16 protein-coding genes are annotated in these 15,069 nt (G+C 53.6%); 7 read left to right on the plus strand and 9 right to left on the minus strand.

The annotated features are described in order from the left end of the window. The first annotated feature begins 199 nt into the window (after positions 1–199). The 5 genes from OOJ59_RS06785 (at position 200) to cysE (ending at position 3,367) form a co-directional block, all read left to right on the plus strand. The gene (locus tag OOJ59_RS06785) at positions 200–631 is read left to right on the plus strand and encodes a rhodanese-like domain-containing protein (RefSeq protein WP_003024148.1); all 432 of its coding nucleotides are present in this window, start codon (positions 200–202) and stop codon (positions 629–631) included. Positions 632–683: 52 nt separating this feature from the next. After that, positions 684–935: a glutaredoxin 3 gene (gene grxC / locus OOJ59_RS06790; protein ID WP_003024152.1), complete on the plus strand. Its 252-nt coding sequence runs from the start codon at positions 684–686 to the stop codon at positions 933–935. A gap of 46 nt (positions 936–981) precedes the next feature. Then, on the plus strand, positions 982–1,449 hold the full coding sequence (gene secB, locus OOJ59_RS06795; RefSeq protein ID WP_038635313.1) for a protein-export chaperone SecB: 468 nt from the start codon (positions 982–984) through the stop codon (positions 1,447–1,449). Next, entirely contained in the window at positions 1,449–2,468 is a 1,020-nt protein-coding gene (gpsA, locus tag OOJ59_RS06800) for an NAD(P)H-dependent glycerol-3-phosphate dehydrogenase (protein ID WP_008786462.1), read from the plus strand. The genes secB and gpsA overlap by 1 nt, the downstream gene beginning before the upstream one ends. 77 nt (positions 2,469–2,545) lie before the next feature. After that, a complete protein-coding gene (cysE, locus tag OOJ59_RS06805; RefSeq protein ID WP_016154965.1) occupies positions 2,546–3,367 on the plus strand; it encodes a serine O-acetyltransferase in 822 nt (273 codons plus the stop codon). An 88-nt stretch (positions 3,368–3,455) separates the two neighbouring features. Here cysE and trmL read toward each other — a convergent pair whose 3' ends face one another. From trmL to OOJ59_RS06835, 6 genes are all read right to left on the minus strand, one after another. Continuing rightward, the gene (gene trmL / locus OOJ59_RS06810; protein WP_085049096.1) at positions 3,456–3,929 is read right to left on the minus strand and encodes a tRNA (uridine(34)/cytosine(34)/5-carboxymethylaminomethyluridine(34)-2'-O)-methyltransferase TrmL; all 474 of its coding nucleotides are present in this window, start codon (positions 3,927–3,929) and stop codon (positions 3,456–3,458) included. A gap of 45 nt (positions 3,930–3,974) precedes the next feature. Then, positions 3,975–5,315 (minus strand): MFS transporter, encoded by a 1,341-nt coding sequence (locus OOJ59_RS06815; RefSeq protein ID WP_137351232.1) that lies wholly within the window; start codon positions 5,313–5,315, stop codon positions 3,975–3,977. A gap of 320 nt (positions 5,316–5,635) precedes the next feature. Beyond that, the gene (gene lldD, locus OOJ59_RS06820; RefSeq protein ID WP_061380913.1) at positions 5,636–6,826 is read right to left on the minus strand and encodes an FMN-dependent L-lactate dehydrogenase LldD; all 1,191 of its coding nucleotides are present in this window, start codon (positions 6,824–6,826) and stop codon (positions 5,636–5,638) included. Beyond that, positions 6,823–7,599: a transcriptional regulator LldR gene (gene lldR, locus OOJ59_RS06825; RefSeq protein WP_006687599.1), complete on the minus strand. Its 777-nt coding sequence runs from the start codon at positions 7,597–7,599 to the stop codon at positions 6,823–6,825. Before lldR ends, lldD begins: the two co-directional genes overlap by 4 nt. Then, positions 7,596–9,251: an L-lactate permease gene (gene lldP / locus OOJ59_RS06830; RefSeq protein ID WP_038635296.1), complete on the minus strand. Its 1,656-nt coding sequence runs from the start codon at positions 9,249–9,251 to the stop codon at positions 7,596–7,598. The genes lldR and lldP overlap by 4 nt, the downstream gene beginning before the upstream one ends. A 260-nt stretch (positions 9,252–9,511) precedes the next feature. Then, positions 9,512–9,874, minus strand: coding sequence for a YibL family ribosome-associated protein (locus tag OOJ59_RS06835; RefSeq protein WP_038635293.1), 363 nt, complete (start codon positions 9,872–9,874; stop codon positions 9,512–9,514). Between the two features lie 293 nt (positions 9,875–10,167). On the opposite strand from OOJ59_RS06835, the gene OOJ59_RS06840 reads away from it, so the two are divergent. Continuing rightward, positions 10,168–10,374: a hypothetical protein gene (locus OOJ59_RS06840; protein ID WP_003827334.1), complete on the plus strand. Its 207-nt coding sequence runs from the start codon at positions 10,168–10,170 to the stop codon at positions 10,372–10,374. A 12-nt stretch (positions 10,375–10,386) separates the two neighbouring features. Here the strand turns inward: OOJ59_RS06840 and mtlR are convergent, their stop codons facing one another. From mtlR to mtlA, 3 genes are all read right to left on the minus strand, one after another. Next, positions 10,387–10,977: a mannitol operon repressor MtlR gene (gene mtlR, locus OOJ59_RS06845; protein ID WP_005120486.1), complete on the minus strand. Its 591-nt coding sequence runs from the start codon at positions 10,975–10,977 to the stop codon at positions 10,387–10,389. After that, the gene (mtlD, locus tag OOJ59_RS06850; protein ID WP_121529697.1) at positions 10,974–12,122 is read right to left on the minus strand and encodes a mannitol-1-phosphate 5-dehydrogenase; all 1,149 of its coding nucleotides are present in this window, start codon (positions 12,120–12,122) and stop codon (positions 10,974–10,976) included. Before mtlD ends, mtlR begins: the two co-directional genes overlap by 4 nt. A 138-nt stretch (positions 12,123–12,260) precedes the next feature. Further along, complete coding sequence (gene mtlA / locus OOJ59_RS06855) at positions 12,261–14,174, minus strand: PTS mannitol transporter subunit IICBA (RefSeq protein ID WP_079225822.1); 1,914 nt, start codon at positions 14,172–14,174, stop codon at positions 12,261–12,263. Positions 14,175–14,704: 530 nt separating this feature from the next. Here mtlA and OOJ59_RS06860 point away from each other — a divergent pair. Then, positions 14,705–15,067, plus strand: coding sequence for a DUF3302 domain-containing protein (locus OOJ59_RS06860; protein WP_069323722.1), 363 nt, complete (start codon positions 14,705–14,707; stop codon positions 15,065–15,067). The last annotated feature ends 2 nt before the right edge of the window (positions 15,068–15,069 follow it).

The raw sequence follows: 15,069 nt of genomic DNA on the forward strand, positions 1-15,069 counted from the left end.
ACAGCTGAATCGATAAAGTAGCCCCCGAAGATCAAATAATGGGGGATCGCGTGCCAGGGGGAACACCGATTTACATTTTTTTTTCCGTAGCGCCCCGCAAAAATGCAATCCAATGCACGCTCTGGCTGTATTTGCGCCAACGCGCAGGTATACTCCTTTCCTGGTTTTTTTAATCACTAGTCGGGAGTTGTTACCCCCCATGCAAGAAATTATGCAATTTGTTAGTCGCCACCCTGTCTTGAGTATCGCCTGGATTGCGTTACTGGCGGCTGTATTATTTACCACGTTTAAGAGCCTGACCTCAAAAGTGAAGGTGATTACTCGCGGCGAAGCTACACGTCTCATCAATAAAGAAGACGCCGTTGTTGTGGATTTACGCCAGCGCGACGACTTCCGCAAAGGCCATATCGCAGGCTCCACTAACCTGCTGCCGAGCGAAATCAAAGCCAACAATTTTGGCGAGCTTGAAAAACACAAAAACAAACCTGTGATTGTGGTTGATGGTTCAGGCATGCAGTGCCAGGATTCAGCAACTGCGCTGATTAAAGCCGGTTTTGAGCAGGTATCCGTACTGAAAGACGGCGTAGCGGGCTGGAGTGGTGAGAATCTGCCACTGGTTCGCGGCAAGTAATTTACCCGTCTTCTTTCATGCCGCAGGGTAAAAAGAACACTGGAGATAAGTCATGGCCAATATTGAGATCTACACCAAAGCAACCTGCCCGTTTTGCCATCGCGCAAAAGCGCTGTTGAACAGCAAGGGTGTGAGTTTCCAGGAACTTCCGATTGACGGCGATGCCGTAAAGCGTGAAGAGATGATCAAACGCAGTGGCCGTACGACGGTTCCGCAGATTTTTATTGATGCACAGCACATTGGCGGTTGTGACGACTTGTATGCGTTGGATGCGCGTGGTGGACTGGATCCCCTGCTGCGATAAGGCGTACTGAAAGTATTTAAAGGACAACACTAAGGGTTTTCTAAACATGTCAGAACAAAATAACACTGAAATGGCTTTCCAGATCCAACGTATCTATACCAAGGATGTATCTTTCGAAGCGCCAAATGCACCACATGTTTTCCAGAAAGATTGGCAGCCAGAGGTTAAACTTGATCTTGATACCGCATCTACCCAACTGGCAGATGACGTGTATGAAGTCGTGCTGCGTGTCACCGTAACGGCTGCTCTTGGCGAAGAAACGGCGTTCCTGTGTGAAGTTCAGCAGGGCGGTATTTTCTCCATCAGCGGTATCGAAGGGACTCAGATGGCGCATTGCCTCGGCGCATACTGCCCGAACATTCTGTTCCCGTATGCCCGCGAATGCATCACTAGCCTGGTTTCACGCGGTACGTTCCCGCAACTGAACCTTGCGCCGGTCAACTTTGATGCGCTGTTCATGAACTATTTACAGCAGCAGGCTGGCGAAGGTACTGAAGAACATCAGGATGCCTGATGAACCAAAGTAATGCTTCAATGACTGTGATTGGTGCCGGCTCGTACGGCACCGCTCTTGCCATTACCCTGGCAAGAAATGGCCATCAGGTTGTCCTGTGGGGCCATGATCCAAAACATATCGCGACCCTTGAGCACGATCGCTGCAACGTCGCGTTCCTCCCTGATGTGCCTTTTCCCGACACGCTGCGCCTGGAAAGTGACTTAGCCACTGCGCTGGCCGCCAGCCGTAATATTCTGGTGGTGGTGCCGAGCCACGTCTTTGGCGAAGTGCTGCGTAACATCAAACCGCTGATGCGTCCTGATGCGCGTCTGGTCTGGGCGACAAAAGGTCTGGAAGCGGAAACGGGACGCCTGCTGCAGGATGTGGCGCGTGAAGCGCTGGGGGATTCTATTCCGCTGGCGGTCATCTCCGGCCCGACGTTCGCCAAAGAGCTGGCGGCGGGTATGCCGACGGCGATTTCTCTGGCCTCGACGGACGACACCTTTGCTGACGATCTCCAGCAGTTGCTGCACTGCGGCAAAAGCTTTCGCGTTTACAGCAACCCGGATTTCATTGGCGTGCAGCTTGGCGGCGCGGTGAAAAACGTCATTGCGATTGGCGCGGGGATGTCTGACGGCATCGGTTTTGGCGCCAATGCGCGAACCGCATTGATCACCCGTGGACTGACCGAAATGTCGCGTCTTGGCGCGGCGCTGGGTGCCGATCCTGCCACCTTTATGGGGATGGCGGGTTTAGGCGATCTGGTGCTGACCTGTACCGACAACCAGTCGCGCAACCGTCGATTTGGCATGATGCTCGGCCAGGGGATGGACGTGCAGGGTGCGCAGGACAAGATTGGTCAGGTGGTGGAAGGCTACCGCAATACGAAAGAAGTTCGTGAATTGGCGCACCGTTTTGGTGTTGAGATGCCAATAACCGAGGAAATTTATCAAGTATTGTATTGCGGAAAAAATGCGCGCGAGGCAGCATTAACGTTATTAGGCCGTGCACGCAAGGATGAGCTGAGCCGCCACTAGCTGTAAGGAACTGTTGAATATAACGACCCGACCCGCGAAGAACGGGTCGGTCGTTTTGCTACCTTCTGGAGTACGCAATGCCGTGTGAAGAACTGGATATCGTCTGGAAAAACATTAAAGCGGAAGCCCGGGCACTGGCGGAATGTGAGCCTATGCTGGCCAGTTTTTACCACGCAACGCTGCTCAAGCATGAAAACCTCGGTAGCGCGCTGAGCTATATGCTGGCGAATAAGCTCGCGTCTCCAATCATGCCTGCCATTGCGATTCGCGAAGTTGTGGAAGAGGCCTACGCGGCCGATCCCGAAATGATTGCTTCGGCGGCTTGTGATATCCAGGCGGTACGCACGCGCGACCCGGCCGTCGACAAATATTCCACCCCACTTCTGTATCTGAAGGGCTTTCATGCGCTTCAGGCCTACCGCATCGGCCACTGGCTATGGCATCAGGGGCGTCAGGCGCTGGCAATCTTCCTGCAAAATCAGGTATCTGTTTCTTTCCAGGTAGATATTCATCCGGCGGCAAAAATTGGCCGTGGGATTATGCTCGATCACGCCACCGGTATTGTGGTGGGTGAAACCGCCGTGATTGAAAATGACGTCTCTATTTTGCAATCCGTTACGCTTGGCGGGACCGGTAAAGCGGGCGGCGATCGTCATCCAAAAATTCGTGAAGGGGTGATGATTGGCGCGGGCGCGAAAATTCTCGGCAACATTGAAGTCGGGCGCGGCGCGAAGATTGGCGCGGGTTCCGTCGTTTTACAACCCGTACCGCCACATACTACCGCCGCAGGCGTCCCGGCACGCATCGTTGGCAAGCCTGACAGCGATAAGCCGTCCATGGATATGGATCAGCATTTCAACGGGATACATCATACGTTCGAATACGGCGATGGCATCTGATTTCGAGCCATGCCCGGTGGCGCTGCGTTTACCGGGCCTACGTGGTATTTGTAGGCCGGATAAGGCGTCAGCCGCCATCCGACACAAATTAACTGCGTAATACCGCGCCAGAATATCCCAGTTGGCGCCAGGCTTCATACACCACCACCGACACCGCATTTGACAGGTTCATGCTACGACTGTCCGGCATCATCGGAATACGAATTTTTTGTTCGGCCGGCAGAGCGTCGAGGATACTGGCTGGCAGACCGCGTGTTTCCGGGCCAAACATAAGATAATCCCCATCCTGATAACTTACTGCGCTGTGCGCTGGCGTACCTTTGGTGGTCAGGGCAAACAGACGCTGCGGGTTTTCTGCGGCGACGAAGGCGGCGTAATCAGGGTGGCGCAGCACGGCGGTAAATTCATGGTAATCCAGGCCTGCGCGACGCAGGCGCTTGTCGTCCCAGGTAAAGCCCATTGGCTCAATAATATGCAGACGAAAGCCGGTATTGGCGCAAAGACGGATAATATTGCCGGTATTTGGCGGGATTTCTGGTTCGAATAAAACGATGTTAAGCATACTGCCCCCTTAATAACGGGGGCAGAATAGCAGAAACAGCGGGTACTATGCGACGGTCAGCGCGCGCGGTTTATAGCGTTGCAGCTTGTAAATCGTGGCCGCAGCAGCCAGCAGCGCGGGAAGGCTAAGGAACATTAAGATACTATCAGCCTGCCATTGCAGGGAAAGCAACTGGGCGCTCATCATCGTTCCGGCCACACCGCCGAATCGACCCACGCCCTGCATCCACGCAATACCCGTCGCGCGGCAGTGGGTAGGATAGAACGTTGCGGCCAGCGTCTGCAGCCCGGACTGCGCACCGTTCATGGTAATCCCCATCAGGAAAATCAGTGCGCCGAACAGGATGATATGGTTATGCTCAAACCCGAGGGCGAGGGCAAACAGCATCGTCAGAATAAAGCCGAGTGATACCACTTTATGTGCTTCCCAGCGATCCATTAACCAACCGGCCAGCAGGATCCCGGCCGTACCGCCGAAGGTAAACAGCGAAGTTAACCAGGCCGATTCCGCCAGTGGATAGCCCATGCCCAACATCAGAGTGGGCATCCAGCTCAGCAGTACGTAATAGATAACCAGTCCCATAAAGTAGGTCAGCCACAGCATCAGCGTGCCAGGCAGCCAGGGCATACTGAACAACTGCGCTACGCTGCCTTTTTTGACCGTAACCTTGTCTTCATCCAGATAAAACTGGGTGACCTTTTCCAGACTGCCTGACATAAATCGTTGGGCAATACGTTTCACCTGCGCAACGCTTTTGCCACGGTGCACCAAATACTTAACCGACTCCGGCAGGAACAGCACCAACAGCACGGTGAGAGTCAGTGGGGCGATTGCGCCAGCGAGCAGCACGCTGTGCCAGCCGTAGTTGGGGATCAGCCAGGACGAGATGACGCCACCGCCCGCAGCCCCTAATGGAAAGCCGCAATACATGGTGTTTATTGCCATCGAACGGCAGCGTTTGGGCGCAAATTCTGACACCAGGGTAATGGCATTGGGCATTGCAGCGCCGAGTCCAAGCCCGGTGAGGAAGCGCCAGAACGTTAACATATTCAGCGTCTGTGCATAGGCGGTGCCGAGACTGGCGAGGCCAAAGAACAGGCAGGAAAAGACCAGTACGCGCTTACGGCCCATCCGATCGGAAATCGGTCCGGCCAATAATGCGCCAAATGAGAGACCCAATAATGCGGCGCTTAAAACAGGCCCGAGATCCTGCTTCTGGATGCCCCAGTCAGCAGAGAGCGTGGGCGCAATATAACCCATCGCCGCCGTATCGAAGCCGTCAATGGCTAACACCAGAAAGCCCAGGACAATAATCACCCAATGAAAGCGTGAAAAAGGACTGTCGTCTATCGCCTGCTGGATATTCACTTTACCGGAATAAGCCATGTCACCCTCGCCCGTTATGATGGTTGTTATCTACCCGTCATACTTCAAGCTGCATGTGCGTTGGCTTTCCTCGCTCACCCCGGTCACGTACTTATGTACGCTCCTGAGATTCGCTGCGTTGCCGCCTTCCTGCAGCTCGAATTATTTGGGTATCTGTATAAAATGCCCTTGTATTAGCTTGTATATACATTTGGCAGGTGGATAAAAAGTTGTCAAATATATTGGTTGCAAATGTTAACTAGTCGTTATTTTTGCATAAAAAATGGCCGGACTGAGAACAGGCCGACCATGCAGAAAACGCGATTTTACGGGGGAGAGTGTTACGCAGCGCTACCCTGGGCCAGAGGCGCTAATGCAGCAGGCAGGTTCTGACCCAGCTCCTGTACCAGCGAATCGCGGCTGATTTCGTTAATCGATTTCGCACCGGTCAGGGTCATCGCCACCTTCATCTCTTTCTCGATCAGGTTTAACAGGTTTGCCACACCGGCCTGGCCGTGGGTTGCGAGTGCGTACAGATAAGCACGCCCCAGCAGCACGCTATCCGCACCCAGTGCAATCATGCGCACAACGTCCAGACCGTTACGGATCCCGCTGTCTGCCAGAATGGTGATGTCGCCTTTCACCGCATCGGCAATGGCGGGTAGCGCGCGAGCAGAAGACAGCACGCCATCTAACTGGCGGCCACCGTGGTTAGAAACGACAATGCCATCCGCGCCGAAACGGACGGCATCGCGGGCATCTTCCGGATCGAGGATCCCTTTGATCACCATCGGGCCATCCCAGAATTCGCGGATCCACTCAAGGTCTTTCCACGAAATTGACGGATCGAAGTTATTCGCCAGCCAGCCAATGTAATCCTCAAGGCCGGTAGGTTTGCCAAGATAGGTTGAGATATTGCCTAAGTCATGTGGGCGACCATTCAGGCCCACGTCCCATGCCCACTGCGGATGCGTAACCGCTTGCCAGTAACGACGCAGCGCGGCGTTGGGACCGCTCATACCGGAATGGGCGTCACGGTAGCGTGCGCCCGGCGTAGGCATATCGACGGTAAAGACCAACGTGGAGCAGCCCGCCGCTTTGGCGCGTTCCAGCGCGTTGCGCATAAAACCACGATCGCGCAGAACATATAACTGGAACCACATCGGACGCTTGATGGTCGGAGCGACTTCTTCAATTGGACATACGGAAACCGTGGAAAGCGTAAACGGAATGCCTTTGGCGTCAGCGGCAGCGGCGGCCTGCACTTCTCCCCGACGCGCATACATTCCGCACAGGCCGACAGGCGCGAGGGCCACGGGCATGGAGAGCGTTTCGTTGAACAGCTTTGTCTCGAGGCTCAGATCGGACATATTCTTCAGCACACGCTGGCGCAGCGCCACTTCTGACAGGTCTTCGACGTTACGGCGCAGAGTGCGCTCGGCATATGCGCCGCCGTCAATGTAGTGGAACAAGAACGGGGGCAAAATACGTTGGGCGGCGGCGCGATAGTCGCTGGCGGCTGAAATAATCATGTGTTGTTCTCCCTGCTATTCTCACCAGGGTCACCGGGCAGGCGGGTGATACGCGCCTGGCGGGCCTGATCTTCATCAAATTGTTTAATCGTGGTGTGGACAAAGCTGAGGTGCGCCATCATGGCCTTACGTGCGCCATCGGCATCACCGGCGACAATGGCGTCCAGCACGGCCTGATGTTGTTCTGTAAGCTGTGAAAATACGGGCGGCACAAGGTACATACGTTGGCGGCTCTGTTTAACCGAAGACTGCAATACGTCGAAGAAACCGCGCATGGTCTGTAACAGCACCACGTTATGCGAGGCTTCCGCAATGGCGAGATGAAAGCGCACGTCCGCTTGCGAAGCGAGATCCGGATCTTCGCTCTGCGTGGCCTCGAAACAGAGTCTGATCTTCTCTTTGTCGGCGCTGGTGGCCCGCATGGCTGCGTGCCAGGCGGTACTGGCTTCAATGGCGTGGCGGGCTTCCAGAATATCGAAGCTGTAATCAGGATCGTCCGCCATCAAGGATTTCAGCGGCTGAACGATGTTTTGTTCAGACCAGGCTTCATGCTGCCAGCGAACAAACGTCCCGCCGCCGCGACGGCTGATTAACACGCCTTCACTCACCAGCTTTGCTAACGCCTCGCGCAGCGAGTTGCGCGATACGCCGAGCTGTACGGCCAACTGGCGCTCAGCGGGCAACTTCATGCCCGCCTCCAGCTGTTGTTCTTCAATCAGCGCCCGCACACGAGAAGCGACTTCGTCGGACAGGCGTCTGGGCATCACAATCATGGAATCATCCAGGTTAAGACATAGGCCTGCAGGGTGGTAATCACTCCCACCATGCAGGTGAAAATCAGGCTATGTTTCACGGTAAAGCGGAACAGATCAGACTCTTTCCCCACTAATCCCACTGCCGCGCAGGCGATAGCGATAGACTGTGGAGAGATCATCTTGCCGGTCACGCCGCCGGTGGTATTTGCCGCCACCATCAGCACATCCGAAACGCCGATTTGCTGAGCCGCGGTGGCCTGCAGGGCGGCAAACAGGGCGTTAGATGAGGTATCGGACCCGGTCAGGAATACCCCCAGCCAGCCGAGGAACGGCGAGAAGAAAGTAAACGCGCTGCCGGTGTGCGCCAGGGCCAACGCCAGGGTTGATGAAAGCCCCGAGTAGTTAGAGATAAATGCGAATGCCAGCACCATCCCGATGGAATAGATCGGTAGCGCCAGATCTTTCAGCGTGTTGCCAAAGGTCTGCAGCGCAGCGGACGGCTTCATCTTCAGCCAGACGATAGACAGCAGGGCGGCAAACAGAATCGCGGTACCGGTCGCGGAGAACCAGTCAAATTTGTACACTGCCGCGTAGGCTGTGGCTTCGTGTACGACTGGCGGCATGCGGGCTACCAGCTTGTCGAGGAACGGAACCGGAACATTCACTACCCAGTGGTACATTGCGCCACCCGGCGCAAACAGCGCTTTAAACGGTGGTATGCTCCACAGCGTGACGGTGGCTGTCAGGAACAGGAATGGGGACCAGGCGCGGATGATTTGCCCCGCAGTGTAGCGGGTGCGCGACAGGTCCATATCGACCTGCGAAGCGCCCATGTCGCCGAAGCGGAAGATACGTACCGGCTGCCAGCGTTTCAGGAACAGCGTCAGACACACCAGTGAGACCAGCGAAGAGATAATGTCCGGCAGTTCCGGCCCAATAAAGTTCGAGCTGAGGTATTGGGCGATAGCAAACGAGCCGCCAGCGACCATTACCGCAGGCCAGGTTTCTTTCACGCCGCGCCAGCCATCCATAATCGCCATAATCCAGAACAGCACGATAATCGTCAGGAACGGCAACTGACGACCGACCATCTGGCCAATCTCAAAGCTGTCCAGTCCGGTAACCTGGCCGGCAACCAGAATCGGAATGCCCATTGCGCCAAAGGCGACCGGCGCGGTATTCACGATCAGGCACAACCCCGCCGCATACAGCGGGTTAAAGCCAAGCCCCACCAGCAGCGCGGCGGTAATGGCGACCGGCGCGCCAAAGCCAGCTGCACCTTCAAGGAATGCCCCAAAGGAGAAACCAACGATCAGCATTTGCAGACGCTGGTCTGGGGTAATGGAGAGTATTGATGAACGGATGATGTCGAACTGCCCGGTTTTTACCGAGATTTTATAGACGAATACCGCTGCGATGATTATCCAGGCAATCGGCCACAGACCATAAAAGAAGCCGTACACCACCGAGGCCAGAGCGTGATCGACCGGCATTTTGTAGAACAGTAGGGCGACAGCCAGAGCAATCACCACCGTCCATGACGCCGCAACATAGCCTTTCAGCTTGAGCTTAATCAGGGCGAAGAAAAAGAACAGGATTGGGAGCGATGCGATCAGACTGGAAAGCCAGATGTTACCGGCTGGATCGTAGTTCTGTTGCCAGAGATTCATTGCAGGTCTCCTGGGGGCCTCAGACATAATGAAATGAGTCTTTGCTCATCTCTTCGTCACATTATGTGTAAAAGTGGCCCTGCCAATATTGTTGTGTAGGGGTAATGACAATGAATGGTTAATCAGATGTTATTTATTGGCAACGGTATTGTACGCGAATTTTAATGAAATGTGAGGTGATGGTAGGATCTGGTTATAATTGGTAGGGCCAATTGGCGGTGCGGGAAAGACCGGGCAAACGGATGTTGCCCGGCAGGAGATCAGAACTCGGTTTTTGCGAAGCCTGTCATCTCTTTCAGGCCCATTTCACGGCCAAGTTCGGTCATCGGGTGGACGACAATCAGACCACGCACGCTTTTCTTCAGCTTGCCCATGTCGGCCTGTTCTTTTTTGGTAATGGCGCGGCGAAAGGGAAGTTTCGTGAGCTTGTGCGCTTCTTTGCTCAGCTTCTGGCCGTGTACTTCACGCAGGCGCGCGATCTCGGCTTCCAGGGTTTCTTTCTCTTTTTCCAGCTCGGCATATTTGTCTGCGGCTTCAACCAGCGACAGGTCAGCCTGCTGGTGGCGGATAGCGTCCAGGCGATCGCTCAGGCGTTTAATTTCGTTTTTTTCGACTTCTTTCATAGGATAGCTTCTGATAAAAAATAGAATGTATATCCTATAGTATGCGCGCAGAGCGGGATTCTTCACAACAAATCGAAGATAAATAATCAAATGCCGCAAGTATTAATCAGCTAATGATAATATTACGCTTTTGATTAATAAGGAATTTTAAGCAATAAGATCGGCGATGGCGCTTTCTGTTGGCGGGTTGATAGCGAAGCACGTTTTCCTCAATATAATTGCCCAACCGATCCTAAACTTAAATGATCAACCGCGCAGGCTAAGCGTGGTTAATACATGGAGGAGGGAAGATTATGGCGAAAATAGGTGAGAATGTTTCGGTCCTTATTGATAAGACTGTTGATTTCATGGCCTCAAGCCAGGCTTTTCGTGAGTATCTGAATAAAACACCGCCGCGCAACGTTGTCCCTTCTGAAATACCGCAGGAGAATGCGCAGCTGTATCTGCAACGTCTGGCGTATTATCGACAGCTTTATCGACCGCAGCAGGAAGAGAAATAAGCCTGCATGGCCTTATTTTTGAAAGGCTTTTTTTAAGCTGATTTTAGAAATCAGCTCGGTCAGGGAAAGTACCATCGTGGAGCGTACCATTTGCTGGTAGCGCTGGATTTGCATGGCGTGCAAACCTGAGTCTGAGGTATCAAACTGTGGCGGTGGCGGGAGTGCCGTCACGCAGTGAAGCTCGCCAAACGGCCCAAGAATCTCGTCGTCGGTAAACGCATACTCATTGCCGTCGTGATTCAGCTCTTCCCGCAGCGCCATCAGAAGCTCCGCATCTTCATACTCCGGGCGGCTGAGTACGCCCAGACCGTAGATTAGCTTCAAACGAACCGAAAGATCGCCTAATGGACCGTCGCCGTCGAGCAACGGTTCTACGGCATATTTCACCGCATAGTCATCTTTGCGAAATACCTGAAGCACAAGGATATTCACCGCCTCGGTGAGCAGTTCTACGGCGGTGATGAGGAAGCTGCGTACGGTTTTGCCAGCATTCAGACGCTCAAGCACACGATTTTCAAAGGCCTGCGTTTGTTCCATTATTGCCTGCATATCTGACAATCTGTCATTCGGGCGCAGGCTGACCTGCGCCACATTCTCTATCATTTGGTCGCGTTATATGCGTTAACCGCCTCCGCCACCACATCACTGTTGGCATCCAGACCGGATACCTGCGCCAGCGCGGCCTGTGGACCTTTTTCGTCAATCAGCGCGGCCAGTTCCTGTGCCTGCGGATCTTCTTCACTGCGGTAATGCATTGCAGCAGCAATACCGGTAACCAGATTAACGTGCGGTAGACCATACTCCAGCGTGCCCAGCAGCGGTTTAATCAGACGGTCGCCTGCACTCAGTTTACGCAGCGGCTGACGTCCAACGCGCTCAACATCATCTTTCAGATACGGGTTTTCAAAACGACCGAGGATCTTCTGGATATAAGCCGCGTGTTTATCGGCATCAAAACCGTAGCGTTTGATCAGTACCGCGCCGCTCTCTTCCATTGCACCTTTTACCACTGCGCGGATTTTCTCGTCGAGAATCGCGTCACGGATGGTCTGATGACCGGTCAATTTTCCGAGGTACGCGGTTATAGCATGCCCGGTGTTCAGCGTGAAGAGTTTACGTTCGACAAATGCCATCAGGTTATCAGTTAATTCCATTCCCGGGATGTTTGGCAGCTCGCCTTTGAACTGCGTTTGGTCGACAATCCACTCGCTGAATGTTTCGACGGTAACTTCCAGCGGATCGTTGGTCGCAGAAGCAGATGGCGGCACGATGCGATCCACGGCGGAATCGACAAAGCCAACATGTTCTTCAACCCAGGCTTTGTCTTCATCTGCCAGCGCGTTCATGACGTGGCCTTTCAACTGCGTGGTTCCGCGCACCATGTTTTCACAGGCGATGATATTCAGCGGGGTAGAGATGCCCTGCGCTTTGCGTTTTACCAGCCCTTTAGCGATGGCCGGAGCGATACGCTCAAGCACAACCGGACCTACGGCAGTAGTGATTAAATCAACGTGGGCAATCAGATCGACGACATCATCGCCGATGCTGCTGACGGCGTTGACGCCGGAAACGGTATCAACCTGCTCGTTTTCACCCACAACATGAACCTGATAGCTATGACGGGCATTCAGGGCATCGAGCACGACCTGGTTTACATCTGCAAACGTCAGCTGTATCCCCGCGTCCGCCAGCAGTTTGCCGATAAAGCCACGACCGATATTACCTGCGCCAAAATGTAATGCTTTCATAGTATTAACCTTCATTAATGTTTTTACCCAAGAGGGCTGGGGTGAGGGACCGCATAGCTTTCCCCTCAACCTAACCCTCTCCACAAGGGAGAGGATTTTGTAGGCCCGGTAAGCGTGAGCGCCACCGGGCAATAACGCTTACTTACGACCTGCCAGCAGTTCCAGAACTTCATCCACGCTGGTGGTATGGGCCAGACGTTCGATCACGGATTCATCATCCAGCGCGTTGGTCAGGCTGGTGATGACCTGGATGTGCTCATTGTTACGTGCGGCGATACCAATGACCAGACGGGCAATATCGTCTTCTTCTTCACCAAAGCGTACGCCTTCCGGGTACTGGCAGAACACCACGCCGGTTTTCAGCACGCGGTCTTTGGCTTCTACCGTACCGTGCGGTACTGCGATGGATTCACCGAGGTAAGTCGGCGTCAGCTTTTCGCGGTCCAGCATGGCATCGACGTATTCCGGCTCAACATAGCCGCCTTTCACCAGTTGTTCACCGGCAAAGCGAATCGCTTCTTCTTTGTTAGAGGCTTTCCGGCCAAGGAAGATATTTTCCGCACCCAGTTTGAACAGATGGGTATCACCCTCATCAAAGCTGTCTTTCAGGTGATCGCGGACTTTCTCTTCGTTCACGTTGTGGCGCTGTGCAGCGACCAGACGTTCGGTCAGGCTTGTATACAGACCGCTGTCGAGGAAGTTAGTCAGCGAGATGTGCTGTGCCTGAGGCACCTGACGCATCGCACGTTCAGTCAGGTCGCGGTGGGTAATGACCAGATCCACATCCGGCGGCAGATTGTTAATCGCGCTGTTGGTGACGGAAATCTGAGACAGACCGGCATCCTGCACTTTCTTACGCAGTACGCCTGCGCCCATGGCGCTGGAACCCATACCGGCATCGCAAGCCACGATGATTTTACGTACATGGCTCAGGTCGTTGGTCACGTCGCCAGCCGCCAGCGGAGATGCGCCTTTAGATTCCGCTTTCATGTCCTGCATACGACGGGTCGCCGCATCAATATCGTCTTCTTCTTTCACTTTGCTGGTTTTCAGCAGGATAGCTGAGACCACAAAGGAGACCGCCATGGCGGCACAGATAGCAGCGATGTTTGCGAAGTAAGCGCCTTTTGGCGTCATCGCCAGCACGGCCAGAATCGAGCCAGGAGAAGCCGGAGAGACCAGACCGCCATTCAGGATGGTCAGGGTGAATACGCCAGTCATACCGCCAAGGATAACGGCCAGAATCAGACGTGGGTTCATCAGCACGTACGGGAAGTAAATTTCGTGGATACCGCCCAGGAAGTGGATGATAGCCGCGCCGCCCGCAGACTGCTTAGCGCTGCCGCGACCAAAGAACATGTACGCCAGCAGGACGCCCATACCCGGACCTGGGTTAGCTTCAATCAGGAAGAAGATGGATTTGCCCATCTCATGGGACTGCTGAATACCCAGCGGTGAGAAAATACCGTGGTTGATGGCGTTGTTGAGGAACAGAATTTTTGCCGGTTCAACGAAGATAGACGCCAGCGGCAGCATGTCATGGACAACCATGAAGTTAACGCCTGCCGCCAGAATTTTGGACAGACCTTCAACCAATGGACCAATGCCGAGGAAAGCCAGGATGGCGAGGATCATACCGATGATGCCTGCGGAGAAGTTATTCACCAGCATCTCAAAACCGGATTTGATCTTACCGTCTACCCAGTTATCGAATTTTTTGATGCAGTAGCCGCCCAGCGGGCCTGCGATCATGGAGCCAAGGAACATCGGCATATCCGCGCCGACGATAACGCCCATGGTGGTGATAGCACCAACCACGCCGCCACGCTCGCCGCCCACCAGCTTACCACCGGTATAACCGATCAGCAGCGGCAGCAGATAGGTGATCATCGGACCGACCAGCTTCGCCAGCGTTTCGTTCGGCAACCACCCTGTCGGAATGAATAATGCGGTGATAATACCCCACGCGATAAACGCGCCGATATTTGGCATCACCATATTGCTGAGGAATCGACCAAAGCTTTGCACCTTGATCTTAATATCGGATGACATAAAAACACCCCTTCTTATGTTTGCTATCGCGCAGGCTGAAAGCCCGAGGTTTGTTAATGTAGCGGCAGGAGGTAGCCGGACCCTGTAGATACTGCGAAATCTGGCACTGAATCGTTCAACTGTCCAGTCGACGGCCTTTAATGTGATGTTTGTCACGTAAATATAGGGTGTGTGGTGTCAGTTAATGTGATTTTCATCACAAAATAACGGTACAAAAAAACATCACAGTGCAAGTAATCGCTAAAAATGGCGGTTAAATGTGATATTGTTCACGTTTTTGTATTTGCTGTTTGTTGAATTTTTGTGATGTGATTCACAAAGTATTTTTGTCTCGGTTTAACCAAATGTGATCTGCAACGGGTTCTGGAGCTCACATTTTTCTTGCCAGATAAAGCAACTTAAAACCAGAAAAAATATTTTTTTTGTGGTATGGCGAAAACCGCAAACTGCGGTTATGTTCAAAGCATCAGCCAGGATGCGTACGGCTGCCGGCATAAAAAAACTCTAATTAGCGTGAATCCGAGGCAGGTATGTTTCTAAATTATTTCGCGTTAGGCGTGCTGATCTTCGTTTTTCTGGTTCTGTTTTACGGAATCATCGCCATCCATGACATTCCCTATAACATCGCTAAAAAGCGCAACCATCCGCATGCCGACGCTATCCATACGGCAGGGTGGGTAAGTCTTTTTACGTTGCATGTTATTTGGCCGTTCCTGTGGATTTGGGCCACGCTCTACCAGCCCGAAAAGGGGTGGGGGATGCAGTCGCACATCACGCCGACCGGAAAGGAACCTGACCCTGAAATCGCCGTGCTGGCCGCGCGCATAGCCCAGTTGGAAAAAAAACTGGATGGGGATAAAAAAATCGATAACTCCACCTTTCCGGAGATTTAATC

This window comes from Citrobacter sp. W9 (assembly GCF_026719375.1).
GTDB lineage: Bacteria > Pseudomonadota > Gammaproteobacteria > Enterobacterales > Enterobacteriaceae > Citrobacter > Citrobacter werkmanii.